The following is a 26,586-nucleotide window of genomic DNA, read 5'->3' on the forward strand; positions in this document are numbered from 1 at the left end:
CGGCAGCGGTGTCTGCACCTGCTGCACCACCGGCCGCGCCGGCATCGGCGCGGCGGCCGGCGGCGCCGCGGGCACGGGCGAGGCCTGGGCCGCGCCGCCGCTCATGGCGCCGGTCAGGGGAGCGTTCGATTGCGCCTGGCAGGCCCAGGGCGCGGCCGCACCCAGCGCCAGCGCCAGGGTGAGCGAAACGGAGGTAGCGGTTCGAGACATGGTGGCGGTTCCTGGTTAGCGCACGATCGGGCCATTGCCCAGTCTGTCCATCAAGGGGCTCATGACCGGCAGCACGACGCCCTCCCCGCGCGATACCCGGGTGGACGACGCAGCGGCTGCCGCTGGCGACGGAATCTGCGTCACCGTGGCGGCGGCCGGCGCGCCCGGCGCCACGGCCAGCGGCGCGGCGGCCTGGCTGCGGATTTCGGTCGCCAGGCGCAGCACCTGGCCGCGCGCCGCATCGCTGAGCCGCGCGCGCTCCATCACGTTCTGGGCCCGCACCGGTTCGCCCTCGACCAGCAGCAGCACGGCCAGATTGGCCAGCACCTTGGCGTTCTCCGGCGCCAGCTCGGCGGCCTGGCCCAGCGGCACGCGGGCGCCGGCCGGATCGCCGGCCCGCAGGCGCGCGAACCCCAGGTCGCCCAGGATGCGCGGGTCCATCGGCGAGAGCTTGGCGGCGCGTGCGAAATCGTCGGCGGCCTGCGCGAACTGGCCGCGCGAGCCGGCGATCAGCCCCAGCCCATGCCAGCCCTCGGCCGCCTGCGCGGTTCCGAGCAGGGCGCGGTAGGCCTGTTCGCTGGACGCGGTCTGGCCGGTCTGGCGCAGCGCCTCGGCGCGCAGCACCGCGATGCGCGGATCATTGCCGAACTTTTGCTGGAACGCATCGATGTAGGCCAAGGACGCGAAGTAACGCTCCTGGCGCTGGGCCTCGGCGATCATCGACAGCATCATCTCCGGCTCGGCCGGCTTGCGCCGGTTCTCGGCCTCGTCCTCGCGCTGCCGCATCAGCGCCTGTTCCTGCTGTTGTTGCTGGATCAATTGCCAGGCGGTCTCGGCGTTGTTGCTCTGGCAACCGGCCAACGCCCCGCTGCCCGCGGCCACCGCCGCCAGCAAGGTCCAACGCCACGCGCACCGCGCCCTTCCCATCGCGCCCGCCATCACATGCCCCCCATGCGCGACAACCCGCGCAGCACTGCCACGAAGCCCGCGCCGCCGGTCACGATCAACAGCGCCGGCAGCAGGGTCACGATCATGACCGCCGTCATCTTGACGGTGGTCTTTCCCACTTTTTCCTTCAGTTCCAGGCGGCGCTTCTCGCGCAGGCGCTCGCCGAAGCGGTTGAGCGGCTCCTGCACCGCGCCGCCGTGCTGGTCGACCTGCGCGATCAGGCGGCAAATGGCCGACAGATCATCGTTGTCGAACCCGGCCGCCAGCCGCGCCAGCGACTGCTCGCGGGTACGGCCGCGCACATACAACTCGGATGCCAGCCGCAGCTCATGCGCCAGCACCGGCAGCACCTGATTGAATTCCTTGGTCAGCACTTGCAGGCTCTGGTCGATCGACAGGCCCACCCCCTGCAACAGCCGCAACAGGTCGATCAGCAGCGGCAGTTCGTTGGCCGCCTGCCTGCGGCGGCGCGACACACGGCGGCGCACCAGCCATTTGGGCAACATATAGCCGATGGCGAAGCCGAAGAACGCGGCCACGAACAGGCCCAGCGCCGAATCGCTGATCTTGCGCCCCAGGTCCAGCGCCACCGCCGCGGCCGGCAGCAGCAGCGCCAGCGCAAAGCGCGCCACGATGAAACGCAGCCGCGCCGTGACCGGATTGTCGTAGCCCGCCATGTCGACCAGCTTGCGGTCCTCGCCGGCCAGCAGGGCCTCGGCCAGGCGGCCTTCGCTCAGGCGCTTGCCGAACGAATCGGCCGCGCGCGCGGCCGCCGCCAACCGCCCCTGCGCCCCTTCGGCCGGCGGCGACGCTTCGGCCGGCGCCCTGGCGCGCCCCTCGCGCGTGGCCAGGGCCTGATCCACTACCTGGCGGCTGCGGTCCTGGCCGCGCAGGCGCCGGGCCATGCTCAGGCCCAGGATCAGCATGGCGGCGGCGACCAGCATCAAGGCCACCGCCAGCACGGTCGAGACATTCCAGGATTCGATCGCTTGCATGCGGGCGTCCTCAAATGGCCTTGGCCATGCGGTACAGGATGTAAGAGCCGCCCAGTTGCAGGCAGACCGCCGTCATCAGCATCTTGAAGCCCAGCGGGTCGATCCACAGTCCCATGAACAGGTCGTTGTTGGCCACCATGATGAAGCCGGCGATGCCCAGCGGCAACAGCGCCAGGATCCAGGCCGACAGGCGGATCTCGGCCGAACTGGCCGACAGTTCGGCGCGCGCCTGGCCGATGTCGCGCATGAACGCCGCCATGCGCTCCAGCACCTGGTCACTGCGGCCGCCAAAGCGCAGCGCCACCGACACCACCGCCGCCACCATGTAGAGCTCCTTCATGTCGTACTGGCGCGAGACCTGCACCAGCGCGGCGTCCAGTTCCTTGGCCGAGCGGCTCAGCGCGGCCGCGGTCTCGACCACTTCGCGCAGCGGCTCGTCGGTGGCCGCCGCCGCCGTCTGGAAGGCCGCCGCCATGCTGTTGCCGATGGTGACCAGGCGCACGATGTTGTCCAGGAACGCCGGCAACTGCGCCACGCGCCGCCGTTGGCGCCGGTCGGCACGCAGCCAAAGCAGGAAATAGGCGAACACCGACAGCAGCACCAGCGCCACCAGGGCCGAGAGCCAGCCCAGGAAAGTCCAGGCCAGCAGCGCCCCGGCCACAATGGGCAGGGTCAGCCTGGCGTAAAAGCCCGGGCTCTGGCGCACCCCGCCCTGCAGCAACAGCATGTCCCAGCGCGAGAAGCCGCTGCGCAGGGCGCGCGTGCCCTGCGCGAACGGCATCTTGCCGCTGACCGGCGCGCCGCGGCCGCGACGCAACTGGTCTTCGAGGAAAGCGGAACTGGCGGCGCGCCGCTGGCCGCTGTTGGCGTGCCGCCACAGCAGCACCGCCGCCAGGGCCAGCACCAGCGCCAGGCCACCGATCACCCCGGCTTGCAGCATCAGCGCCTCCTGCTCCAGAAGCCGCCGCCATCCGACTCGGGCGGCGTGTTGTCGGCGGGACGTTGTTCGTTGCGCATCCTGGCCAGCTTGGGCGTGTGCGGATGGATGCCGAGCCAGTTCCAGCGGTCCTTTTCCTCGCCCTCGGGGGTAGCGAAGGTCTCATGGCGGTACAGTTCCTGGGTCGAAATCACGCTGTCGCCCATGCCGGTGACTTCCGTGACCGACAGCACCCGGCGCTTGCCGTTGGACAGGCGGCCGATCTGCACGATGAAGTCGAGCGCGCTGGCGATCTGGCGCCGCAGGCTGTCTTCGCTGCCCTGGAAGCCGGCAAAGCCCGCCAGCATCTCGATCCGGTACAGGCACTCGCGCGGCGAGTTGGCGTGGATGGTGGCCATGGAGCCCTCGTGGCCGGTGTTCATGGCCTGCAGCATGTCCATGACCTCGGCGCCACGCACTTCGCCCACCACCACCCGGTCGGGCCGCATCCGCAGGCTGTTGCGGATCAGCTCGCGGATGCTGACGGCGCCGCTGCCGTCAAAGCCCCCCTGGCGCGATTCCAGCCGCACCACGTGCGGGTGGTTGAGCGACAGTTCCGCCGTGTCCTCCACCGTCACCACGCGTTCGGTCTCGGGAATGAAAAAGGCCATCGCATTCAGCAGCGAGGTCTTGCCCGAGCTGGTGCCGCCGGACACCAGGATGTTGCAGCGGTTCTTCACCGCCTCGTTCAGGAGGCGGTAGATGTCCTCGTCGAAGGTGCCCAGCGTCAGCAGGTCGGCCGGCTTGAGCGGGTCCTGGCGGAACTTGCGGATGGAGACCATCGGGCCGTCCACGGCCAGCGGCTCGATCACCACGTTCAGGCGTCCGCCATCGGGCAGGCGCGCATCCACCATGGGGCTGGATTCGTCCAGCCGGCGTCCGATCGGCGCCAGGATGCGGCGCACGATGCGCAGCACGTGCTGGTTGTCGGTGAAGCGCAGCGTCTCGCGCGCCAGCACGCCGCGGCGCGAGACGAAGACGTTGTCGTAGCCGTTGATCAGGATGTCCTCGACCGCCGGATCGGCCAGCAGATCCTCCAGCGGCCCCAGCCCGGCCAGTTCCTTGGTCAGGGCCTCGGCGATCTGGCGCATCTCGCCTTCGTTGATCGGCACCCGCCGCAGGCGCACGAAGCTGGCCACTTCGATGTCGACGAACTCCTGGATCGCCGAGCGCGCCCAGCGGCCGAACTCCGCCCCCAGTTCCTCGATGCGCGAAAGCAGATGCTCGTAGGCCGCCGTCTTGACTTCCTGGAAGCGGTTGGAGGCCGCAAAGCCCTTGTCGCCATCGCCGCCGAATTCTATGGTCGCTGTCATGATCATGTGGGATCCCGCCGCCTTCCGTTACTCGACCACCATGCGGCGGTGCACGCCGGGCAGCCAGGTGGCCAGCCAGCTTGCCCGGCCGCCGGGCGTGTTCTCTTCCGCGCTCAGCTTCTCGGCCAGCGCCTGCACCGCGCGCACATAGACGTCGCGCTCGGCTTCCTCGTGCAACAGGTGGCCCTGGTTGGTGCAGGCCATCAGCGCCAGCGTGCGGTCCGGCAGCGTGCTGACCAGTTCGAGCTGGAAGCGCTCGGCGATCTGCTGCGCCGTCATGCCATAGCGCTCGTCGTAGCGATTGACGATCAGGCCCAGGCTGCGGCGGTCCACATGCAATTGCTCCAGTTCCTGCAGCAACCCGGCCAGCGATACCAGCGCGCCCACGCTCTGGTCGGTGACGATCCAGTTCTGCTGCGAGGCGCGCGCCAGGCCGGCGACGAATTCGGGATTGCTGAAGCCGCCCGAATCGGCCACCACCACGCCGAAATGCTGGCGCATGCGCTCGAACACCAGCAGCGAATCGGATTGCGACACTTCGCGCATCTGGCCCAGGTCGCGCGGCAGCGCCAACACGCTCAGGCCGTTGGCGGTATGCGACATGGCTGAACTGAGCAGGGTCGAGTCGAGCCGGCGCAGGTTGCGCGCGGCCTCGGCGAAATCGAAATCGCCGCCGATATTCAGGTAGAGCTGGCAATCGCCCACCGGCCAGCCCAGGTCCATCAGCGCCACCCGGCTGTCCAGCGGCAACTGGCTGCCGTTGTCGCCGGCCGGCTTGACGCCCTTGGCGCCCGAGGCGGCCTGGCGCGCTGCCTGCTGCTGCCTGAGGCGATCCTGCACCATGCCCGCCAGATGCACGGCCAGGGTGCTGGTGCCCACGCCGGGGCGGGCGCCCAGCAACAGCACGCTGCGGCGCGAGCCATCCATGCGGCCGCCGCCTTCCGGCACATCCAGCAGGCGCTGCACCACGTCCTTGACTTCCTGTGGCGCCACGGTCGGATCGACGAAGTCGCTGACGCCGGCGCGCAGCGCGGCGATGGCGCCTTCCGGCTGGCTCAGCAGGCCCACCGCGACACGCGGGATGGCCGGCGCGATGCGCGCCAGCAGGCGCGCCAGTTCGGCCGACTTGAACAGCTTGCCCGGCTCGTCTTCGCTCAGGGTGAAGTCCAGGAACACCACCTGCGGCTCGATCTCGGCCAGGCGCCTGCCCAGTTCTTCGACGCCCGGGACTTCCTGCGTCAACAAGCCCATGTCGCCCAGAGCCTGCCCGAGCTGCGCGGCAACGCTGTCGCCCCGGGAACAAAACAGAAACCGATTGCCGTTCTGCAAGCCAACCCACTCCCTGGCATGTGTCTTCATATCGCTCACCGTGAGAAACCCGGCATTTGTTGCCCGCCCGCCGGCCCCATGAGGTAATACCCCCAAGCGTTGAACGCGGTATCGGTCGCCTCCTGCCTGGCCCCTGGCAGCGGCAGCGTGACGCCGCGTGCAATGGGCCGCACCAGGCGCGGCGTCACCACGATCACCAGCTCGGTGTCCTCCTGGGTGTAATCGACGCTACGGAAAAACGAACCGATGATGGGCAAGTCGCCCAGCATCGGCACTTTATTGACCAGCGCCTTGGTCTGGCGCGACACCAGGCCGCTGATGACGAAGCTTTCGCCATCGCCCAGTTCCACGGTGGTGTCGGCGCGCCGCGTGCGCAACGCCGGGATCAGCGTGGTCGAATTGGTGCCGTTGGAGACCGCGATGGCGTTGCTGTAATCCAGTTCGCTCGCTTCGGGCGCCACCTTCAGGGCAATGCGTTCGCGCGAGAGCACGGTGGGCGTCACCGTCAGGCCGATGCCGAACGGCTTGAACGTCACCGTGGTGGTGCCCAGGCCGCCGGCTTCGGGAATCGGCAGCTCGCCGCCCGCCAGGAAGCTGGCGCTCTGGCCCGTCAGCGCCACCAGGGTGGGCTCGGCCAGCACCCGCGCCATGCCGTTGTTCTGCAGCAGCCGCAGGCGCGCGCTGAAATCGTTGGAGTCATAGAACAGCGAAAAGCCCGAGGCCAGCGCCGCGGTCTTGCTGAAGCCCAACGGCGCGGGAAAGCCATCCGGCGTGATCGAATTGGTCCCGCCCCACGGCCCGTTGCGGCCGGCGAAACTGATGCCGGCCTGCTTCATGACCGAGCGCGAGACTTCGACCACCTTGACCTCGACCTGCACCACGCCGCCCGTGCCGGCGGTAGATACGTCGACCACATTCTTGCCGCCCACCGCCGCGCCCGCCGCGGCCACCGAGGCCTGGTGCGAGAGCGGCGAGTCGGCCTGGCCCGAGATCACGGCCCGGTCGCCCGCCACGTCGACGTTGGCGCCGCCGGCCACGCCGCGCCCGGCCATGACCTGCTGCACCTCGCCGGTGACCCGCAGGTTCCAGCGCTGCGGCGTGGCATTGGCGCCGGTCCAGACCTGCAACTGCGTGGTTCCGGGCTTTCTGCCATACAGCAGCAGCGAGGCCGGCCGCCTGCCGGAGGCCGGCAGCACCTTGACGTCGGCCACATCGGGATCGCCGATGGCGATGCGCGCCGGCGCGCCGTCCAGCAGGAGCGCCTGCTGGCCTTTGACGCCAACCACGATGTCGCGCGCGGGCGCGCTGGCGCCCGGCGCGGTTTGCAGCGCGGTCTGCGCCCGCACGGCGGTGCCGGGCGCCATGGCCGCCGCGGCCGACAGGACACAAGTCAGGGTGGTGCGCTGAAGTCTCTTCATTTGCTGGATCTGATTGACAGGTGAGGTCCAGCCGCGGGCGGCACCAGGCCACGCGCAGCCACGTTTCAATAGCGCACGCGCTCGGATTTTTCTCCTCGCAGTATTTCCACGGAGCGGCCGCCGCCACCGCCGCCGGTACGGGCCGGCGCGGGTTTGACGGCCGGGGTGGGCGCATCCAGTTGCGCCAGGCTGTCGCCAGCGTAGGCGCGGTTCGGGCCGCTCTGCAATTGTTCGCGCTGCTCGTCGGTCAGGCCGGCGCGCACGGGCAGCACGGCATTGCGCTGCGCAAACAACTGGGTATCGGGCTTGCCGTCGTCGCCGATCGGCCGCAGCGCCAATTGCAGGCGGCCGGCGCGGCTGGCCAGCATCAGTTCGTTGACATGCTCGACCGGCACGGCCAGCACCGCCGTCCTGGCCGGCTGCCCCGGCGGCCCGGGCAGCATGGACTTTTCCTCGGGGCCGTCCACCGAGGCCGCGCCGTATGCCAGCACGCGCACCTGCGATTGCAGCAAGCGGGCCTGGCCGCCGGGAATCTCCAGGCCTTTTTCCACCACGAAGAACACATCCACCAGGTCTCCCGGCGCGATGCGGTTGGCGCCGCCCACCACCTCGTCGACGGCGATCGCCAGGGCGCGCTCGCCCGGCTTGAGCTGGCGCGCCAGCCCCTGCGCCAGCATGCTCGGCAGCAAAGGATCGCCGGCGGCCAGGTCGACCCGCGTATACGCGCCTTGCAGCGGCTTGGTCGAGCTGTAGCTGCCCGACAGCGCCACCTGCCATTGATCCACCCTGAGCAGCTTGTCGCCCTCGATGCGCGTGCCGGCCGGAATCGCCGCGGCCGCCACCACCACGGGATAGCGCCTGACCGGAGCCTCGGCCGGCGCCGGCGGCGTGGCCGCCACAGGGCTGGCAGGCGCCGGCGCGGGCGGCGGCGGCGCCGAGGCCAGCCGCCATGCCACAAACGCCAGCACCAGCCCCGCCGCCAGCAGCACGCCCGCGATGATTTTGCTCAGACTGCTCATGGTGTCCCTTGGGAGATTTGCACGATGGCCCGGGACGACAGCCGGGTCGGAATCCAGTTCTTGTCGGTGCCGGGCAGCATCGCGATGAAGGCCTGGAAGGTCGACAGCACCGGCCAGGCCTGCACGTTGAACGTCATGGCCACCGTGCTGCATTGCGCCGTCTGGCCGCCCGAGCCAGTCCAGGCGCAGGGCGCGCTGGTGGCGCTGCAGGCGACCGCCGAGCCGCTGCCGAACACGCTCATCGCCGCCGAACAGGCCGCGCCGGGCACGTCCGCCTCGCCGGCAAAACGCGCGTGGACCGCGGCGCGCGCGCCTTCGGAGGCGGCCGCGGCCAGTTGCTGCTGCATCCAGAACAACACGCCATAGCCGACCACGGCGCAGACGAACATCAGCAGCATGGTCACCATCAAAGAGAATTCGAGCGTGGCGATGCCAAGCTGGCTGCGCGCGTGCCCGCGCACGGCGGGAGCGGCGGCGCGCGCAGCCATCAGTTGCTCCCGTCCAGGGCATTGCCCAGGTGGACCGTGGCGCGCGCCGTGAGCACGCTGGAGGGCGGCATCAGGGCTTGCGCCAGGAAGGGGAAATTCGGAATCAGCGGATTGGCGCCGTAGGGATAGCTGACCGTCACTTCGATCTGGTCGGCGCTCAGCGGCTGGCCGCTGCAGGCGCCGCCGGCGCTGCTGCTGAGCGTGCCCGCGGCCCCGCACACCGCCACGGCGACAGCGGCCGAAGACATGCTGGTGATCCAGCCGGCGCGATCCAGTGCGATATCGCGGCCGGCATTGGCGCGCATGGCCAGCGAGGTGGCGCCCGGCTGCCATTGCAGCACCTTGCGCGCGCCGTCCTGCGCGGCGAGAGTGACGGAATGCTGCGCGGTGAACACCAGGGCGTACGTCAGGATCGCGTAGAACACCAGGAAGAACACCACGAATACCAGTCCGAATTCAAGGGAATAAACGCCACGCTGAGCGCGGCCAGGCCCAGGTAGGCGCCGTAGGGGATCTGGCGCGCCCGAAGCGGCAGCGTGCGGCTCCGGGCGATGAACCGGTACAGCATGGCGTGCAGGCCAGCCAGCAGGCTGGCGGCCACCAGCGTCATCGACAACGGGGCAAAGCCCGTCAGCAGGCCGAGAATGGCGATCGCCTTGACGTCGCCCGCGCCCATCAGGCGCCGCGTCCAAAGGGGAAAGAATGGCAATGCCAGCGCGAATCCGGCCAGCGCCATGGACCAGCCAGTCCAGCGCGGTGGATAGCTCCAGGCCGGCAGCAGCCAGGCCGCCAGCAGCCACAGCGCCTGCCCCGCAAATCCCGCGACGATGAGCGTGTTGGGTACGCGGCGATAGCGCACATCGGTGTATATCAACACCAGATTCCAGCATGCGAACAACAGCCACCACAGCACTTCCCCTGGATACAAGGCAGGACCTTCCGACGGTTTCGGATTCAACAACGGGAGTGTCCGTCCAGACGAACACCGTCTCCTTTCTCTGACTGACTGGCTGGCGAGGCTGGGCCGCGCCCGGCGCTCACGCCACCGCGCGCAACGCCGTCAATCCGCAACCGCCGCAAGCTGACGCGCGGGCCGCGTTGTCAGCATCGGTTCCGCGCCAGGGCGCGGCGGCGGGTCCGGCCGCCCGGTGCCGCCTGGCCGGGGCCAGGTCCACCTGCAACCGGCCGGACCCCCGCGGCCTCACGTGGAGGCAGCGGCAAGCTTGGCCTGCAGCGACGTGAACAGGCCGCTGAGCGCGCCCGTGAATGTCGCCAGAGCCGTCACCAGCGCCACCGCGATGGTGCCCGCGATCAGCCCGTATTCCAGGGCGGTGATGCCTTCTTCGTCGTTCCAGAACTGCGCAAGTTTCGCTTTCATGTCGAGCTCCTGAGGTCTCGCTTGATCATCGAGCCAAGCCGCCGGGACGGCACAGGCCCCCTAAGCCCGGGACTGCCGGCGCGCTGGCGTGTTCCGCACCCTCGCGCCTTCCGGGTACCGCAAAGCCTGTGGACAGGCCTCAACCCGGTCCCAGGGTGGAGCCGGGCGTCCTGCCCGGCTCCACCGCGGGAACCGATTCAATGATCGAGTCGATGCGTTGCGCCAGGCGCGCGTGGAAGCGGCGCGAGGCACGCTGCAGATGCCAGCGCATCGCCAGCAGCATGGCCACCGACAAACCGAACGCGATGTACGGCAGCATCACTCCGCCGATCTGCATGCTGGAAAAGTCGCGCGGGGCGGTACAGATCACGGTGCCGGCCGCCGCGCCGGTGTAATGCATGCCGCACACCGCGATCGCCATCAGAATGGCCGCTACGACGCGCTGAAACTCGTTTTGTGTATTGAAAGCCAGCCACAGCGCGGCTGACGCGGCGATTACCGCTATCAATACCGATAAAACAACCATCGGCAGGTTCCAGATAAATACCGCCGGCATGCGCATCGCACTGATACCCACATAATGCATCGCCGCCACGCCCAGGCCGGCGGCCAGGCCACCGACCAGGCAACGCATAAATGTGAAGCGGTCACGGCCCACATACCAGAAGGCCCAACCGGAAAACCCCGCCGCCACCAGGAAACTGAGCGCCGTCAAACCGATCTGGTAACCCACGCTGAACGGCAGGTTCTGGGCCTGCATGCCAATGAAATGCATGCTCCAGATACCGACCCCGCCCATCGCCAGAGCGCCGATGATGATGTAACCGATGCGGATCTCGCCGTCCTGCATTTCGGCGCGGATGCCGACCGCGGCCAGCAGCGCCACATAGGAGCCGAACACCGCGATCAGGAACGACAGCGCCACCAGGCCGGCGTTGAACGAGAGCGGAACGATGTCGCCCGGGTTCATGCGCGGCTCCTGTGGACGAGCCGCCGGCAAGCCGTTGCGGGCGCGCTGGTTCCGACGATTCTGTTGCGGTCATCCTGGTCCATCTGCGGACTCCCGAGAGCCTGTAAACCTGATGTGTTTTGAAACGTTTATATAGTCTTATCTATTAACAATTAATACACATCAGGGTTTGTACCAATATTCGCAACACTGCGACGGCATACTTGTAACTAATATTGGGAAATTCGCCAGCATCATTTTTTTGTGTACTAGAAAACCCTTGGTCGGGTCTCGCCACAATTGCGTTTCATTGCACTCTGTTGTTATATCCAGGTTTCCGGGCAGTCACACTGAAATAATTTGTCATTGCCTTCCGGCGCTGGCAACATACCGCCTGTGCGGCGCGCCACCGGGTTTATTCATACAGCGGCCCATATACCCAAAGCCTTATTCGGGCGATTTATCCGGAGCCTGTTTAAACGGCGCTTGCGGCAAACAAGAGACACCACGGCATGAGACGCACGCTTTCTGCAAGTCCGCTTTCCCTCGCCTTGATCTGCATGTTGGCCACCCTGGGCACGGCGCGCGCCGACGGCCCATTGCGCGGCAACCCGGTGGATGCCCTGCCACAGATCGAACGCCCGCCCAGCGCCACCCAGCCGCCGCCGGTGGTGCAGGCGCAAACACCGGAACAACTGGCGCTGCAGGCGCGCCTGGCACAACGCATCGTGCCGCGGCACTTCGATGTCACCGGCGTGCATGCGTTGCCGTTCGAGGACGTGGCCGCCCTGCTTTCGCCGCTGTCGGGCAAGGAAATCAGCCTGGGCGAGCTGGTGCAGCAAGTCGACAGGATCACCCAGCTGTACCGCAACCGCGGTTATCCCCTGTCGTTCGCGCTGGTGCAGAACCAGAGTTTCGCCAACGGCCTGGTGGTGGTGACCGTGGTCGAAGGCTATATCGGCACGGTGCGCATCGAAGGCGACATCGGCAACGCGCGGGACCGCCTGGAATCGCTGGCCGAGCCGCTCAAGCAGGAAAAGCCGCTGCAGCAGGCCACGCTCGAGCGCGTGCTGAATCTGATGCGCACGGTGCCCGGCGTGAAATTCACACCCTCGCTGGACCTGCCGCGGCGCGCCGACGGCGCCACCGAGCTGGTGCTGGCGGCATCGCGCCAGCCGGTCAGCCTGACCGGCGGCGTGGCCGACCTGGGCACCGGCATGCAGCCGCTGGTCAACGTCGCCACCAACAGCCTGACTCCGCTGGGCGAACAGGTCAAGCTGACGGCATCGGTGCCGTTCAATACCGACGACGTCAAATACGTGTCCGGCGAAATCCGCGTGCCGCTGGGCAACGACGGCCTGGCGGTCAAGGTGGACGGCTACCACTATGACGCGCGGCCCAAGGACGAGGCGATCGAATACCTGGGCTTCAATCGCCGGGTCAAGAACAACCGCATCGGCATCGGCGTCAGCTACCCGTTCCTGTTGAACAACACGCGCTCGCTGACGGGCACGCTGGGGGTATATGCCGCCAACTCGAAAGACCGCTACGAGGCCAAGACATCCGACCGCTGGCTGCAGCAGGACGCGCAGGTGCGCGCGGCCAATCTCGAAATGCGCTACATCCAGGTGTCGGAAGCCATGACCTCCGACGTGACGCTGGCGGTGGCCAAGGGCTTCGACACCGCCGGCGCCAAAAAGGAAATCAACACCAACTATGGCTATTCGGCGGTGCCGGTGCTCGACCTGGATTTCACCCGCTACAACCTGAACGCCAAGCAGACTTTCGCACTGCCGGCGCAGTTCGGCCTGACGCTGTCCGGCGCCGCGCAGTACTCGAGCAACATCCTGCCGTCGTCCGAGCAAGTGTCTTTCGGCAGTTGGCGTTACGCGATGGGTTATCCGCAGGGCGAGCAGAGCGGCGACAAGGGCGTCGGGGTTTCCGCCGAAGTGAATCGCCGTTTCGGTATCGGCTGGCAATACCTGACCAATGTGCAGCCGTATGCGCTGATCGATTACGCGCGCACCTGGTACAACAATTCGAGCCTGCAGCAATTGAACCAGCGCCATCTGTCTTCGGTGGCCCTGGGACTGCGCTTTACCGACGACAAGTACTATCTGTTTGATTTCAATGTGGCCAAGCCGATCGGCTCGGCCACCGTCAACGGCAATCGCGACGTGCGTTTCAACGCCAATTACTCTCTGTATTACGACGCGTTCTGAAACGCCGCGCCGGCTATCCCGCGCCTGTTGCGACAGGCGCTTTTTTTTGCCTGTTCCACACACCGCGTTACGTAACGTCGGCCGTAACGTAACGGCCGATACGGGCTCGAACGTAACATTCGCAGGCTGCGCGTGATCGTAAAAATGGGGGATTCCCAATGTTGGTACAAACCCTTTGTTTAATTCTCAAACCATTGATTCAAAAGGATTTTTAAAAAACAAAAAACACCTGAACGGTTACTGAAGCGGCATTCAAAAAAATATTGGCACGGTTTATGCGTGTAGGGATGTATCGGGCAGTTTCGCCGCCTGACATATCCCCCACAGGAGCTCGCCATGAATGCCAAGATCGAAACGCAGCGCGTACAACGTATTCTGACCTCCACCGTTATTGCGGCCGCGCTGTTGAGCGCACTGACCGCCTGCGGCGGCGGCGGCGGAGGCAGCGACAAGAGTTCGGCCTCCCTGCCCGGCACCACCGTGCCGACCAACCCCGGCGGTCCGGGCAATCCCACCAACCCGACCGATCCCGTCACCACGGGTCTGCTGGAAACCACGCTGGGTAATACCGGCGGCGCCGTCGACAATGCCCTGCCTCTGAATCTGGACACCACGTTGGGCGGGGTCGGCAAAGCGCTCGACCCGACCGTCAAGCCGGTGGTCGATACCGTGGTCGGCCTGACCCAGGAAGTGGGCGCCACCACCGGCCTGGGCGCGCCGGTCGATGGCACCGTCCAGCAAGTGGGCGGCCTGGTGCAGGATCTGGGCACGACGGTCAAGGGCACCGGCCTGCCCGGCGGCCTGAGCAGCGGCGTCGGCGGCCTGGTCGAAGGCCTGGGCAAGACGGTCGCCAGCACCAACGGCCTGCTCAATGCCGATCCGCAGAATCCGCAGCCGCTGACCACCATCCTGGGCAACGCCACCAACGCCGTGGGTGCGCTGACCGGCGGCCTGGCGGGCCAGGGCGGTCTGCTGAACCCGGTCAACCAGCTTGTCGGCGGTGTCACCGGCGGCGTGCTCGACGGCCCATCCCAACCCCTGCTGGAGCCGGCCCTGGCCAATGTCGGCAAGACCGTCGACAACGTGCTGCCGCTGGGGCTGCAGCCGACGCTGGGCGGCCTGGGCGCGGCCCTCGACCCCTCCGCCAGCCCGCTGGCCGGGACCGTGGTCGGCCTGACGCAGCAAGTCGGCGCCACCACCAAGCTGGGCGCGCCGGTGGGCGGCCTGCTCAACACCCTGGGCGGCACCGTCAGCAATCTGGGCGGCCAGTTGCCCGGCGGCGATGTGGCCGGCCTGAACGGCGTGCTGCAGGGCCTGGGCGGCGCGGTCAGCAGTGCCGGCGGCCTGTTGAACGCCACGCCGGGCAACACCAACCCGCTCGGCAACACGCTGGCCAACGCCACCGGCGCGGTCGCGTCGCTGACCAGCGGCCTGGGTCTGGGCGGCGCGGTCGGCGGCGACAACGGCGGCCTGCTCAGCCCGATCACCGGCATCCTGGGCGGCGTGACCGGCGGTGTCGGCGGCGCCAACGGCGGCCTGCTGGCCCCGGTGACCGGCCTGCTCGGCGGCGTCACCGGCAACCTCGGCGGCGCCACCGGCGGCGCGGCCAACGGCGGCTTGCTCGGCGGTCTGCTGGGCGGCGTGACGGGCGCCACCGGCGGTACGGCGGGCGGCAGCGCGGGCGCCAACGGCGGCCTGCTCGGCGGCCTGTTGGGCGGCCTGACGGGTGGCGCCACGGCCAGCGCCGGCGGCAGTGGTTCCACCACGGGTTCGGCCAGCAACGGCGGTCTGCTCGGCGGCCTGCTCGGCGGCGTGACGGCCGGCGTCAGCGGCGGCACCAGCGGCGCCAGCGGCTCGACCAACGGCGGCCTGCTGGGCGGTTTGCTGGGCGGCCTGACGGCCAACAAGTGATCAACCGGATCCGCGAGGGAGCGACGCCATGCTGCAACAAGAAACCACCGTCCACCATGAGCATGTCACCGTGATGCCTGAATCCCGCCATAGTGACCTGAGACCGGGGACGCTCGACGACATCGCCCTGATGCTGGGCCGCCAGTTCGCCGTGTACAACGCGGCGTGCCAATCGGCCCTGGCGGAGAAACTGGGTATCCCCCTGGCGGATCTGAAGGCGCTGGAACTGGTCATGGAGTTCGATGCCCTGCCCACCGGGCAGTTGGCCCACCTGATGGGTATCAGCTCCGGCGGCGCCACCGCCTTGATCAACCGCCTGGAAGCGGCTGGCTATGTGCAACGGGGCCGCCATCCGCTGGATCGCCGCATGATCGTGATCCGGCCGGTCGAGGAGCAATGCCAGCAATTGGCCCAGGAACGCCAATGGGTGGCCGAGGCGGTGGTGTTGATGGCCCGGCGCTACGATGCCGCCGAGCTGGAGGTGGTGCATGCCTTCCTGGCGCAATGCGTGCGCGCCCTGAGGCACGACACCCTGGTCTGGCTGGAAACCCGCAACGCCCACGACTGAAGTCCGCCTGCGCGCAGGCCATCCGCGCCCCGGTTCGCAAGGACCGGGGCGCGGTTGTCATTGGCGCGGCTCGGCGCGGATGGCCCAATGGGCGCCGGCAGCCAGAACGGGCGCGGCCGGGGCCCGGAGAAGACGACGTCCGCCAGCGCTGGTTCAGGCCGGGCCGAATTGCAGCCGCGGCACGGCTTCCAGCAGCCGCCGCGTCATCTCCTGGCGCGGCGCGTGCAGCACCGCGTCGGCCTCGCCCAGTTCGACGATGCGGCCGCCGTCCATCACCGCGATACGGTCGGCCAGGTACTCGACCACGCCGAAGTTGTGGGTGATGAACAGATAGGCGATGCCCAGTTCGTCCTGCAGCTCGCGCAGCAGGTCCAGAATCTGCGCCTGCACCGACACGTCCAGCGCCGAGGTCGGCTCATCGCAGATCAGCACCTTCGGCTCCACCGCCAGCGCGCGCGCAATCGCGATGCGCTGGCGCTGCCCGCCGGAGAACTCGTGCGGATAACGGGCCAGCGTATCGGCCGGCAGGCCGACCCGCTCGACCAGCCGCGCGGCGCGCTCGCGGCGCTCCCGCGCGGCCATGCCGCGGCGCAGGGATTCCAGGCCCTCGTCCAGGATGTCGCCGACCCGCATGCGCGGATCGAGCGAGGCGTAAGGGTCCTGGAACACGATCTGGATGTCCTGGCGCAGGCGCTGCAGGCGGGCGCGGTCGGCGGTCAGCAGGTCCTGCCCCTGCAGCATGGCGCGGCCGGCAATGCGGGCGCCATCGATCAGGCGCAGCAGCGCCTTGCCGGTGGTGGTCTTGCCGCAGCCCGACTCGCCCAGCAGCGCCAGGGTCTCGCCGGCGCGCAGCGTGAAGGTCACGCCGTCGACCGCCTTGACCCACGACGCCACGCGCCGCAAGGGGCCCTTGCGCACCGGGTAATGCACCTTCAGGTCCTGCACGTCCAGCACCACGCCGGGCTCGCGCGCGCGCCTGCGCCGCGGGGTCGCCTGGCCCGCCTCGGCCGCGCGCCCGGCCTCGCTCAGCGGCCGGCCGCGCTTGTCGAAGGTGGGAATGGCGTCGAACAACTGGCGCGCATAGGGATGCTTGGGCGCGCGGAAGAATTCCCCGGCGTCGGCGCTCTCGACGATCTCGCCGCCGCGCATCAGGGCCACATGATGGGCGACATTGCGCACCACCGCCAGGTCATGGGTGATGAGCAGCACGGCCATGCCGATCTCGCGCTGGATGTCGGCCAGCAGCGCCAGCACCTGCGCCTGCACCGTGACGTCGAGCGCCGTGGTGGGCTCGTCGGCGATCAGCAGCAGCGGCTCGGCCGCCAGCGCGATGGCGATCATGACGCGCTGTTTCTGCCCGCCGGAGAACTGGAACGGATAATCGTCGATGCGCCGCTCCGGTTCCGGGATGCCGACGCGCCGCAGCCAGTCGATGGCGCGGGCGCGGGCCGCGGCGCCACGCAGCGGCGTGTGCGCCACCAGCGTCTCGATGATCTGGTCGCCGACCCGCATGACCGGGTTGAGGCTGGTGGACGGCTCCTGGAAGATGATGCCGATGCGGCCGCCGCGCACGCCGCGCATGGCGCTTTCGGGCAGGCGGTTGAGGTCTTCGCCGTCCAGGTCGATCTGGCCGCCGACGATGCGGCCGGCATCCGGCAACAGGCGCAGCAGCGCCAGCGCGGTCATGCTCTTGCCGCAACCGGACTCGCCCACCAGGGCGAACGTCTCGCGCCGCGAAATCGCCAGTTGCAGGCGCTTGACCGCATGCGTCATGCCGCTATCGCCGGCGATGTCGACGTCCAGGCCGCGCACGGCCAGCAGGGGCGTGTCCTGGCGGATATCCTGGCTCATGGCGCGTCTCCCGGCTTGGCGGCACGGGCATCCGCCGCGAGCGTGGCGCCCGGGCGGCGGCCGAACCAGCGGGCGCCCGGCAGGCGGCCCGGCTTGTAGCGGCGGGTGCGCGGATCGAAGGCATCGCGCACCGCGTCGGCGAACAGGTTGGCGGCCAGCACCAGGGCCAGCATGAACAGGAAGGCAGTCATCAGGTTCCACCAGATCATCGGGTCGCGCGACATTTCCAGCCGCGCGCCGTCGATCATCGAGCCAAAGGAATTCATGCTGGGATCGACGCCTATGCCCAGGTACGACAGCACCGCCTCGTACAGCACCAGCCCGGAGAATTCCAGCACCACGGTGATCAGCACCAGATGGGCAACGTTGGGCAACAGGTGGCGCGTCATGATGCGCCAGTGCGATACGCCGAAGGCGCGCGCGGCCTGCACGTATTCCAGTTCGCGCAGCTTGAGGGTCTCGGCGCGCAGCAGCCGGCACAGGCCGGCCCAGCCGGTGAAGCCGAGGATCATGCACAGCAGGAACAGGCGCAGGTCGGCGCGCGCCGCCGAGGTGTCGAACAGGTCGGCGTGGTTGTCGATGTAGACCTGCATCATCAGCGCGCAGGCGGCCACCAGCAGCACGCCCGGGATCGAAGTGATGGTGGTGTAGAGATACTGGATGGCGTCGTCGACCTTGCCTTTGAAGTAGCCGGCCGCGATGCCGAACACGATGGCCGGCGGCAGCATGGCGAGCGTGGTCAGGCTGCCGATGACGAGCGCGGTGCGGATGCTCTTGAGCGCCTGCCACAGCACGTCGTTGCCGATGCGGTCGGTGCCCAGCGCGTGATAGCCGCTGGACAGCCCCGCCAGCGCGCCAGCCACCAGGCACAGCAAGGTGAAGGTGATGGCCATGGCGCGCCACGGCACCTCGGCGCGCCCGCCCAGCAGGGCCTCGGCGGCCGCCGCGGCGCCCTGGCGCCGCGCCAGGCAGGCGAACAGCAGACCGGCGCCGGCCAGCGACACGGCCAGCCCCGCCGCCAGGCCCAGGCCGAGGCGGTAAGAGACGTCGCCCAGGTGGTCACGATCAGGATCGGCCAGGTGCGTGCCGGCCGCCCGCAGCCGCGGGAAGTCGCGCACCGGCTTGTCGTCGACCAGCAGGGTCTCCTTGGTGAACTGGCGCACCGCCAGCGGGCTGGAATAGGTCTTCTCGGGCTGGGTCAGCACGCTGCCGCCCAGCAGGCCGTCCAGCGCCGACTTGACCGCCGGCGCGTAGACCGGGGCGGCGTCGGCCGCCGCGCCCGGCGCGGGCGGCAACTGCGGCCGGTAGTGGACGGAATCGAGCAGGCCGACCAGCGCGAACGCCGCCAGCACCACGGCCGAGCACATCGCCGGCGTGTCGCGCGCCACCCGCGCCCAGGTTGCGCGCAGGTTCGGGCTGCGCCGCGCGTGCCAGGCATAGGCCAGCGCGCCCAGCACCATGAGCCACAGCGCGATGTCGGTCCAGAGGAATACGAACTTGGGCATGGCGGCTACTCGAAACGGACGCGGGGGTCGGCCAGCGTGTAGGAAATGTCGGCCAGGATCAGCCCCACGATGTACAGCGACGCGCCCAGGAACACCATGGCGCGCACGATGGAGAAGTCCTGCGCGTTGATGGCGTCGATGGTGTAGCTGCCCAGGCCCGGAATGCCGAAGAAGGATTCGGCGATCAGGCTGCCCATGAACAGCAGGGGCAAGGCGGCCACGGTGCTGGTCAGGATCGGCAGCATGGCGTTGCGCAGCACGTGGCGCAGCAGCACCACGCGCTCGGCCAGTCCCTTGGCACGCGCGGTGCGCACGTAGTCCTTGCCGATTTCCTCCAGGAACAGGGTGCGGTAGAAGCGCGCCTCGGGCCCCAGGCGCGAGACGATCGCCACCAGCACCGGCAGGGCCAGGAACTTGACCATGTCCAGCCCGCCCTCGAAGCCGGAGAACGGCACCAGCCGCAGCAACTTGGCGAACATCCACTGGCCGGCGATGATGTAGAACAGGCTGGAGATCGACAGCAATATCACGCACAGCACCACGCCCCAGAAGTCCAGCCGGGTGGCGCGGAAATACACCAGCGTCAATGAAAACACGATGCTGGCGAACAGCCCCAGGAAGAAGGTCGGCACCGCCAGCGCCAGGCTCGGTCCCATGCGGGTCTGGATCTCGCGGCCGATGTCGCGGCCGCCGTCGGAGGCGCCGAAGTCCATCGCCAGGAGCGGCACCGAACGCTGGTAGAACACGGTGTCGGTCAGTTGCGCCGCGCCCTTGGCCTGGGCGTTGTAGAACAGCGGCTTGTCGTAGCCGTGCTCGACCTTCCATTTCTCGACCGCGTCCTGGCTGACGCGCTGGCCGCCGATGGCCAGGCGCGCCATGTCGTCGGGCGTGTTGACCGCGAAGAACAGGATGAAAGTGAAGAGGTTCACGCCGATCAGAATCAGCACGCCGTACAGCAGCCGGCGGATGACGTAGCCGATCATGATTGATGCTCCTTGCGGGAAGCCTGGACGAAGGCGGTCTGCCGCTCGCGCCGCTTGAGCGCCACGTACGACGGCCAGATCGCCAGCGCGATCAGCAGCGCGAACAGGCCCACCGGCCACCAGATGGGGGAATTCCATTCATCGATCTTGCGCTCGCGCAGGACCGGATCGATCTTCATGTACTGCAGCGTGTTGCGCACCATCTGGGTCGGCTTGGCATTGCCGACCCATTGCTGGTAGGCGCCGCCCGACATCGGGAAGTAACCGAACATCCACGGCGCGTCGCGCTGCACGATGGCGACCATGCGCTGGATCAGCGCTTCCTTGTCCGGCCCGTCGTCCAGGAACTTCATCTGCTCGAACAGCCTGTCGTATTCGGGGCTGTCGTAGTTGGCGGCGTTCTCGCCGCCGCCCTTGGCCTTGGCGTTGGGGCCGTACAGCAGGAACAGGAAGTTCTCGGCGTCGGGATAGTCGGCGTTCCAGCCCCACAGGAAGATCTGCGCCGAGCCGCGCCGCATCTTGTCCTGGAAACGGTTGTAGTCGGTCGAGCGCACGTCCAGCTGCACCCCCAGCTTGGCCATCTGCCGCCGCATCCAGTCGAACTGCGGGTTGGAGCCGCCGCCCGTCATGGAATCGTAGTACAGCACCAGCGGCGCGCCGGTGACGGCGTTGCGGCCGTCGGGGTAGCCGGCCTCGGCCAGCAGCTTGCGCGCCACCTCGATCGGCTTGCGCACCGGCTTGCCGTCGACCAGGTCGTAGACCACCGGATTCACGCCCTCGGGCGGTTCGCGGTAGCCCAGCACGCCGGGCGGCACCGGGCCGTAGGCCACCGAGGCCTGGCTGTTCTCGAACACCGCCACGTATTCTTCCCAGTCGAAGGCGATGCTGATGGCCTGGCGCAGCTTGCGGTTCTTCTCGGCCTGCTCGGGCGTGTCGCCCTTGCCCACCACCGGATCGAGCCAGTTGAAGCCCATGTACCAGTTGGCGGTCTCGACCGTGGTGGGCAGGCGAATGCCGTGCTCGGCGTACTTGCGCGCCTTGTCCTGGCTGTCGCCGGCGGCCACCAGCATGGCCACGCCGTATTCGCCGCGCTCGATCTGCGGCACGTCGTAATAGCCCTGCATGAACTTGCCGGTCAGCGGAATGGCTTCCTTCTCGACGCTGAACACCGCCCGGTCGATGAAGGGCGTGGGCTTGCCGCAATCGTCCAGCAGGCCGGCCGCGCGATCGCCCGGCTCGCCTTCGCAGGGATAGGGCTCGCCATGGAAGTTGGGGTTGCGCGCCAGCACGTGGCGGCGGTTCTGCAGCGACTCGGCCAGCATGTAGGGGCCGGTGCCGACCGGCCAGGTGTTCAGCGACAGGTCGTGCTCGGCCATGCCGGGCTGGTTGTAGAAGCGGTCGGCTTCCCAGGGCACGGGCGCGGTGAAGGTCATGGCCAGCCAGTACTTGAACTGCGGATACTTGCCATTGACGCGGATGCGCAGCGTGTGCGGGTCGAGCGCCTGCACGCCAGTGAAGCCGTCGGGCTCGCGCAGGTCCAGCCACGAGGCGCCGGCGCCGCCCGGCAGGTCGCGGCGCAGCGCCTTGTCGCGCTCGCGCAGGCGGTCGCCATATTCCTTGAGACCGCTGACGTATTCGGCCATCAGCGAATAGATGGGCGACACCACGCGCGGGCTGGCCAGTCGGCGGAAGGCGTAGACGTAATCGTCGGCGGTGAGTTCGCGGGTGCCGGTGCGCGGGAAATCGGGGATGGCGTACTTGTCGGCCAGGTCCTCCGGCGCGATCGGGAAGTAGTCGTAGCCGCCGTCGGTCTTGCGGGCGAAGGCCGGGTGCGGCGCGAAACGGATGCCGGGCTTGATCCTGATGTCATAGATGCTCTGGGCGATCTGCTCGCCCGGCGCATCGGCCGGCAGCACCTTGCCCTGCGCGTCCAGGTAGACCGGCGGATCGATCGAGGCCGCCGCGCGCGGGATCAGCTCGTAAGGCCGCTTGAGGTAGTGATAGCCGTAAAGCGTTTCGTAGATGCTGTAGGTATAGGGCGTTTCGTCGCCGGAATAGGAACTGGCCGGATCCAGGTACTTGGGCGAGCGCTTGACGAAGGCCGAATACAGCGTGTTCTGGCCTTCGGCGCCGGACGGATAGGGGCTGTTGATGGGACTGCCGTCACGGGAGCAGCCCGCCAACGCCAGCAACAGCATCATGGCCGCCGCCCAGAGCCGCATCAGAGCACGCATGGAAACCTTTCCTTCTATTTGGTGCGACAGAGGATAGCAAAGCCGCATCCGCCCCAGTACCCTGGCATGCCCTAGGACCTGCCGGCAGGGGCAGCCGGCTCGCGCAGGCCCGGGGACACCCGCGGGTCAAGCCCGGAAAAAAACCGGACTGCTTCCCCTTGTGAAACTGCCTTTGGCGTGCTTAGCCGCACTGGCGCTGGCGCCAGCAGTCGTAGCGCCACTTCCAGGGCTGCATCGGCGCCTTGCCGGCCCACAGGCCGCGCCCGGCGGCCTTGGCCTGGCGCTGCAGGCCGGGCATGGCCTTGTCGTTCAGGTAGTCGCCCTGGCGCGCGGTATAGGCCCAGGCGTAGCCGGCCTCGACCTGCAGCCGGTTGGCCGAACGGCCATCGTCCAGGATCAGGGCGCAGACGTCGCGGCCATATTGGTCCTTCAGGTAGCACTGCGCCGTCAGGGTCTTGCCGGCCACCAGCCCGGCCAGGTACTGGCGCGAGGCCTCGGCGTAGGGCTGGCCGGGTTGGTCGGCGCCGTGGCCTTCCTCGGGCGCGTCGATGCTGTCCAGGCGGATGCGGCGCTGGCCATCGGGCGCGCGCAGCGTCACGGTGTCGCCGTCGGCCACATTGACGATCATGCCGGTCAGGGTATAGCTGCCGGCCGGCACGGCGCCGGCCTGGGCCGCGCCGGATTGGCCGGACGCCGCGGGCGCGCCGGCGCCGGGCCGTTCGGCCGGGCGCTCGCCGCCCTGGCGGGACGGTTGCAGCCAGTTGACGAGGGCGCCGGCCGCCGCCAGGATCAGGGCGACCACGAGGGCGGTCAGCCTGCTGCCGCCGCCTAGGGAGGATTTGCCGCGCACGGGCCGGGCTCCGGAGAAGAAAACGCAGGCAGTTTGCCACAGCCGGGCCCGTCCCGGGCGCCTGCGGGTGACGCCCCCGACACGCTGCCGGCGGGCCGCGCGCTACAGCCAGCCCGACTTGCGAAAGCGCCAGTACAGCAGCGAACAGACCGACGCGATCACGCCCAGCGTGACCGGATAGCCGAACGGCGAATCCAGTTCGGGCATGAACTTGAAGTTCATGCCGTAGATGCCGGCGATGGCCGTGGGCACCGCCAGGATGGCGGCCCAGGAGGCCAGCTTGCGGGTGGTGTCGTTCTGCGCCGCCTGGCCTATCATCAGGCTGGCTTCGAAGGCGAAGGCCAGCGACTCGCGCAGCGCGTTGAACAATTCATCGACCCGCAGCACGCGGTCGGCCACCTCGCCGAAGTACGGCCGGGCGTGCTCATCGACCGCCGACATCTCGACCCGCGCCAGGCGCCGGCAGATCTCGGCCAGCGGCGACACCACGGTATGGATGCGCAGCAGGTCGCGGCGCTGGCGGTACAGCCTGCGGATGTCCGAATCCTTGGCGCCGCGGATCAGCAGCTTCTGTTCCGCCCCTTCGACCACCGATTCAATCTTGCCGGCCGCCGCCACGTAGCGGTCCACCAGCCAGTCCAGCAGTTCCGAGGCGACGTAGTCGCTGCCGCGCTTGAGCAGGTCGGGCGAGGCCTCCAGCCGTTCGCGCAAGGGGCTGTGGCCGGCGGTGGCGCCGCGCCGCACGGTCACCAGGAAGCCTTCGCCGATCAGGAACTGGGTTTCGCCGAAAATGGGCCGCTCGGCCTCGACCTCGACGGTGATGGCGACGATCAGCACCATGTTGCCGTAATCGATGATCTTGGGCCGGCGGTGCGACTCCAGCATCTCTTCCTGGTTCTTGTCGCAGGCGCCGAGCTGGCCGACCACGTCGGCCAGCCGCTCGGGACTGGGGTTGCGCAGCCCGATCCAGAGCATGCTGCGGCCCGGATCGACGTGCTTGCCCACCTCTTCGATGGGTACTTCGTGATCGCGCCGGCCGTTCACGTAGGCAATGGACGCCACGACCTCGCCTTGGTGCGGATCGGCGGCGGCATTCTCTTCGATAGACATAGACATCCTTTGGCGATGCGAGCCCTGCGGGCGCAACGTATCGGCCGATGATAGCCCACAGGCGCGCCGCGCGAGCCCGCCGTTGCGCGCGAGCGGCGCCTATGCGAACAGGTTGCGCACGCGCTTGGCCACGTCCACGCTCGGCGCCTGCGGCGCCTTGGCCTCGCGCGCCGGCAGGTCCGGCGGCTTGGGCAGGTGGTCGAACAGCGGCAGCATGGCGTTGGTGATGTAGCGGGTGCGCGAGCCGTAGACGTGGCGGTCGCCCATGCCGGTCTGCTGGTGCACGTAGAAGCGCTGCGGCACGATCAGCTGCAGGCGTTCCTTGGCGCGCGTCATGGCCACGTACAGGAGGCGCCGCTCTTCCTCGATCTCTTCGGCGCTGCCGGTGCTCATGTCGGACGGGATACAGCCGTCGACCACGTTCAGCACATAGACCGCCTTCCATTCCTGGCCCTTGGCCGAGTGAATGGTCGACAGGATCATGTAGTCCTCGTCGCGCGAGGGCGCGCCGGATTCGTCGCTGGTGGCGTCGGGCGGGTCCAGCGTCAGTTCGGTCAGGAAGCGCTCGCGCGTGGGGTAACCGGCGGCGATGCGCACCAGTTGGTCCAGATCGGTCTTGCGCACCCGCGCATCGTCGTACAGCCGTTCGAGCTGGCCGGCGTACCAGCGCAGCGCCAGGTCGACGTCGGCCGGCCAGCGCAGATTGGGATCGGCCAGCGCCGCGTAGGTGTCGGCGAACGCGCCCCACTCCGCCTGCGCCGCCACGCCCGGCTTGAATTCGCGCAGCGCGCGCAGCGGCTCGGCCGATTGCGCCATGGCGTCCATCAGCTTGCCGGCGGTGGCCGGGCCGATGCCGGGCAGCAGTTGCGCCACGCGGAACCCCGCCATGCGCCCGCGCGGGTTCTCGGCCCAGCGCAGCAGCGACAGCAGGTCCTTGACGTGCGCCGCTTCCAGAAAGCGCAGGCCGCCGAACTTGACGAAAGGAATGTTGCGCCGGGTCAGCTCCAGTTCCAGCGCGGCGCTGTGGCTGGAGGTGCGGAACAGCGCCGCCTGCGACTTGAGCGTGGCGCCGCCCTCGCGCTGCGCCAGCACCTGGTCGGCCACCCAGCGGGCCTGGCCGGCCTCGTCGCTGACGGTGACCAGCTCGGGCAATTGCGACGATGCCCGGTCGCTCCAGAGATCCTTGGCATAGCGCTCGGCCGCCAGGCCGATGACGGCGTTGGAGGCGTTCAGGATGGGCTGGGTCGAGCGGTAGTTGCGGTCCAGCGTGATGACCCGCGCCGGCCGCGGGAACTGCGCCGGAAAGTCGAGGATGTTGCGCACCGTGGCGGCGCGGAACGAATAGATCGACTGGGCGTCGTCGCCCACCACGGTCAGGCCGCGGCCGTCGGGCTTCATGGCCAGCAGGATGGCGGCCTGCAGCCGGTTGGTGTCCTGGTATTCGTCCACCAGGACGTGGTCGAAGCGCGCGCCGACGTCGGCGGCGATGGCCGCGTCGCCCATCATCTCGGCCCAGTACAGCAGCAGGTCGTCGTAGTCGAGCACCTGCTGGTCCTGCTTGGCGGCGACGTAGGCGCGGAACAGATTCTTGAGTTCGTCCTCCCATTGCGCGCACCACGGGAAGGTGGCGTGCAGCACGTCAGCCACCGGCGTCTGGCTGTTGACCACGCGCGAGTAGATCGCCAGGCAGGTGCCCTTGAGCGGAAAGCGCGACTTGGTGGCCGACAGGCCGAGTTCGTGCCGCACCATGCCCATCAGGTCCTCGGCGTCGCCGCGGTCGTGGATGGTGAAGGCTTCGGACAGGCCGATGCGCTGGGCGCAGTCGCGCAGCAGCCGCGCGCCGATGGCGTGGAAGGTGCCGGCCCACGGCAGCGACGGCGCCTGCTGCGTGCCGCGCAGGTTCATGACCCGCTGCAGCACGCTGCCGACGCGGCGCTCCATTTCCTGGGCGGCGCGGCGCGAGAAGGTCAAAAGCAGCATGCGCTGCGGATCGGCGCCGTTCAGGATCAGGTGGGCGACGCGGTGCGCCAGGGTGTTGGTCTTGCCCGAGCCGGCGCCGGCGATCACCAGCAGCGGGCCATCGTCGCCCGCGCCACCGACGCCGAACTCGGCGGCCTCGCGCTGGGCGGGGTTGAGGTCGGCCAGGGGATCGGGGCGGCTGGACGGGTTGGCGGGATTCTGGTCGGACATGGGGCGTGGAATGGTCGGCGGCGGGCGCGGTCGGCGCGGCCCGGCACCTGGAAATATATACAGGTATCATAACAGTCGAACCGGCTACGGTCGGACTGTTTCCCGCCAGCCATGGCGCCGTCCGCGGGCGCCCCTGCCC

General features: G+C 68.6%; 22 protein-coding genes and 1 pseudogene. 3 read left to right on the forward strand and 20 right to left on the reverse strand.

Annotated elements, in window-relative coordinates; translation table 11 throughout:
• The 13 genes and pseudogenes from AC6LKG_RS22840 to AC6LKG_RS22900 form a co-directional block, all read right to left on the reverse strand.
• Positions 1–210 (reverse strand): annotated as a pseudogene (locus tag AC6LKG_RS22840) (DUF3613 domain-containing protein); the annotation flags it as partial.
• A 15-nt stretch (positions 211–225) separates the two neighbouring features.
• On the reverse strand, positions 226–1,137 hold the full coding sequence (locus AC6LKG_RS22845) for a tetratricopeptide repeat protein (protein ID WP_498168500.1): 912 nt from the start codon (positions 1,135–1,137) through the stop codon (positions 226–228).
• A gap of 11 nt (positions 1,138–1,148) precedes the next feature.
• Positions 1,149–2,153 carry a type II secretion system F family protein gene (locus AC6LKG_RS22850; protein ID WP_498168501.1) on the reverse strand — a complete coding sequence of 335 codons (1,005 nt, stop codon included), beginning with the start codon at positions 2,151–2,153 and terminating at the stop codon, positions 1,149–1,151.
• 10 nt (positions 2,154–2,163) lie between these two features.
• Positions 2,164–3,093 carry a type II secretion system F family protein gene (locus tag AC6LKG_RS22855; RefSeq protein ID WP_498168504.1) on the reverse strand — a complete coding sequence of 310 codons (930 nt, stop codon included), beginning with the start codon at positions 3,091–3,093 and terminating at the stop codon, positions 2,164–2,166.
• The gene (locus AC6LKG_RS22860) at positions 3,093–4,448 is read right to left on the reverse strand and encodes a TadA family conjugal transfer-associated ATPase (protein WP_498168507.1); all 1,356 of its coding nucleotides are present in this window, start codon (positions 4,446–4,448) and stop codon (positions 3,093–3,095) included. Before AC6LKG_RS22860 ends, AC6LKG_RS22855 begins: the two co-directional genes overlap by 1 nt.
• 21 nt (positions 4,449–4,469) lie before the next feature.
• Complete coding sequence (locus AC6LKG_RS22865; RefSeq protein WP_498168509.1) at positions 4,470–5,810, reverse strand: P-loop NTPase family protein; 1,341 nt, start codon at positions 5,808–5,810, stop codon at positions 4,470–4,472.
• Positions 5,807–7,189 (reverse strand): type II and III secretion system protein family protein, encoded by a 1,383-nt coding sequence (locus tag AC6LKG_RS22870; RefSeq protein WP_498168511.1) that lies wholly within the window; start codon positions 7,187–7,189, stop codon positions 5,807–5,809. The genes AC6LKG_RS22865 and AC6LKG_RS22870 overlap by 4 nt, the downstream gene beginning before the upstream one ends.
• A 65-nt stretch (positions 7,190–7,254) precedes the next feature.
• Positions 7,255–8,208: a Flp pilus assembly protein CpaB gene (cpaB, locus tag AC6LKG_RS22875; protein ID WP_498168513.1), complete on the reverse strand. Its 954-nt coding sequence runs from the start codon at positions 8,206–8,208 to the stop codon at positions 7,255–7,257.
• Positions 8,205–8,696, reverse strand: a complete 492-nt coding sequence (locus tag AC6LKG_RS22880) for a TadE/TadG family type IV pilus assembly protein (RefSeq protein ID WP_498168515.1) — start codon at positions 8,694–8,696, stop codon at positions 8,205–8,207. Before AC6LKG_RS22880 ends, cpaB begins: the two co-directional genes overlap by 4 nt.
• Positions 8,696–9,136 (reverse strand): TadE/TadG family type IV pilus assembly protein, encoded by a 441-nt coding sequence (locus AC6LKG_RS22885; protein WP_498168518.1) that lies wholly within the window; start codon positions 9,134–9,136, stop codon positions 8,696–8,698. The genes AC6LKG_RS22880 and AC6LKG_RS22885 overlap by 1 nt, the downstream gene beginning before the upstream one ends.
• Positions 9,103–9,609: an A24 family peptidase gene (locus AC6LKG_RS22890; RefSeq protein ID WP_498168544.1), complete on the reverse strand. Its 507-nt coding sequence runs from the start codon at positions 9,607–9,609 to the stop codon at positions 9,103–9,105. The genes AC6LKG_RS22885 and AC6LKG_RS22890 overlap by 34 nt, the downstream gene beginning before the upstream one ends.
• 288 nt (positions 9,610–9,897) lie before the next feature.
• Complete coding sequence (locus AC6LKG_RS22895) at positions 9,898–10,074, reverse strand: Flp family type IVb pilin (protein ID WP_498168521.1); 177 nt, start codon at positions 10,072–10,074, stop codon at positions 9,898–9,900.
• 139 nt (positions 10,075–10,213) lie between these two features.
• Positions 10,214–11,044 (reverse strand): MHYT domain-containing protein, encoded by an 831-nt coding sequence (locus AC6LKG_RS22900; protein ID WP_498168523.1) that lies wholly within the window; start codon positions 11,042–11,044, stop codon positions 10,214–10,216.
• 539 nt (positions 11,045–11,583) lie between these two features.
• On the opposite strand from AC6LKG_RS22900, the gene AC6LKG_RS22905 reads away from it, so the two are divergent.
• From AC6LKG_RS22905 to AC6LKG_RS22915, 3 genes are all read left to right on the forward strand, one after another.
• Entirely contained in the window at positions 11,584–13,245 is a 1,662-nt protein-coding gene (locus AC6LKG_RS22905; protein WP_498168525.1) for a ShlB/FhaC/HecB family hemolysin secretion/activation protein, read from the forward strand.
• Positions 13,246–13,581: 336 nt separating this feature from the next.
• Positions 13,582–15,156 (forward strand): collagen-like triple helix repeat-containing protein, encoded by a 1,575-nt coding sequence (locus AC6LKG_RS22910; RefSeq protein ID WP_498168527.1) that lies wholly within the window; start codon positions 13,582–13,584, stop codon positions 15,154–15,156.
• Positions 15,157–15,184: 28 nt separating this feature from the next.
• Positions 15,185–15,724, forward strand: coding sequence for a MarR family winged helix-turn-helix transcriptional regulator (locus AC6LKG_RS22915; RefSeq protein ID WP_498168528.1), 540 nt, complete (start codon positions 15,185–15,187; stop codon positions 15,722–15,724).
• Positions 15,725–15,877: 153 nt separating this feature from the next.
• Here the strand turns inward: AC6LKG_RS22915 and AC6LKG_RS22920 are convergent, their stop codons facing one another.
• The 7 genes from AC6LKG_RS22920 to AC6LKG_RS22950 form a co-directional block, all read right to left on the reverse strand.
• Positions 15,878–17,575 carry an ABC transporter ATP-binding protein gene (locus AC6LKG_RS22920; RefSeq protein WP_498168530.1) on the reverse strand — a complete coding sequence of 566 codons (1,698 nt, stop codon included), beginning with the start codon at positions 17,573–17,575 and terminating at the stop codon, positions 15,878–15,880.
• Positions 17,572–19,080: an ABC transporter permease gene (locus AC6LKG_RS22925; protein WP_498168532.1), complete on the reverse strand. Its 1,509-nt coding sequence runs from the start codon at positions 19,078–19,080 to the stop codon at positions 17,572–17,574. Before AC6LKG_RS22925 ends, AC6LKG_RS22920 begins: the two co-directional genes overlap by 4 nt.
• Before the next feature lie 5 nt (positions 19,081–19,085).
• Positions 19,086–20,063, reverse strand: a complete 978-nt coding sequence (locus tag AC6LKG_RS22930; RefSeq protein ID WP_498168534.1) for an ABC transporter permease — start codon at positions 20,061–20,063, stop codon at positions 19,086–19,088.
• Positions 20,060–22,297 carry an ABC transporter substrate-binding protein gene (locus AC6LKG_RS22935; protein ID WP_498168535.1) on the reverse strand — a complete coding sequence of 746 codons (2,238 nt, stop codon included), beginning with the start codon at positions 22,295–22,297 and terminating at the stop codon, positions 20,060–20,062. Before AC6LKG_RS22935 ends, AC6LKG_RS22930 begins: the two co-directional genes overlap by 4 nt.
• Before the next feature lie 181 nt (positions 22,298–22,478).
• A complete protein-coding gene (locus AC6LKG_RS22940; protein ID WP_498168537.1) occupies positions 22,479–23,147 on the reverse strand; it encodes a thermonuclease family protein in 669 nt (222 codons plus the stop codon).
• Positions 23,148–23,249: 102 nt separating this feature from the next.
• Complete coding sequence (locus tag AC6LKG_RS22945; protein ID WP_498168540.1) at positions 23,250–24,257, reverse strand: magnesium and cobalt transport protein CorA; 1,008 nt, start codon at positions 24,255–24,257, stop codon at positions 23,250–23,252.
• Positions 24,258–24,356: 99 nt separating this feature from the next.
• Complete coding sequence (locus AC6LKG_RS22950) at positions 24,357–26,447, reverse strand: ATP-dependent helicase (RefSeq protein ID WP_498168543.1); 2,091 nt, start codon at positions 26,445–26,447, stop codon at positions 24,357–24,359.
• Between the last annotated feature and the right edge of the window lie 139 nt (positions 26,448–26,586).

It is taken from the genome of Achromobacter sp. 46006 (genome assembly GCF_059761975.1).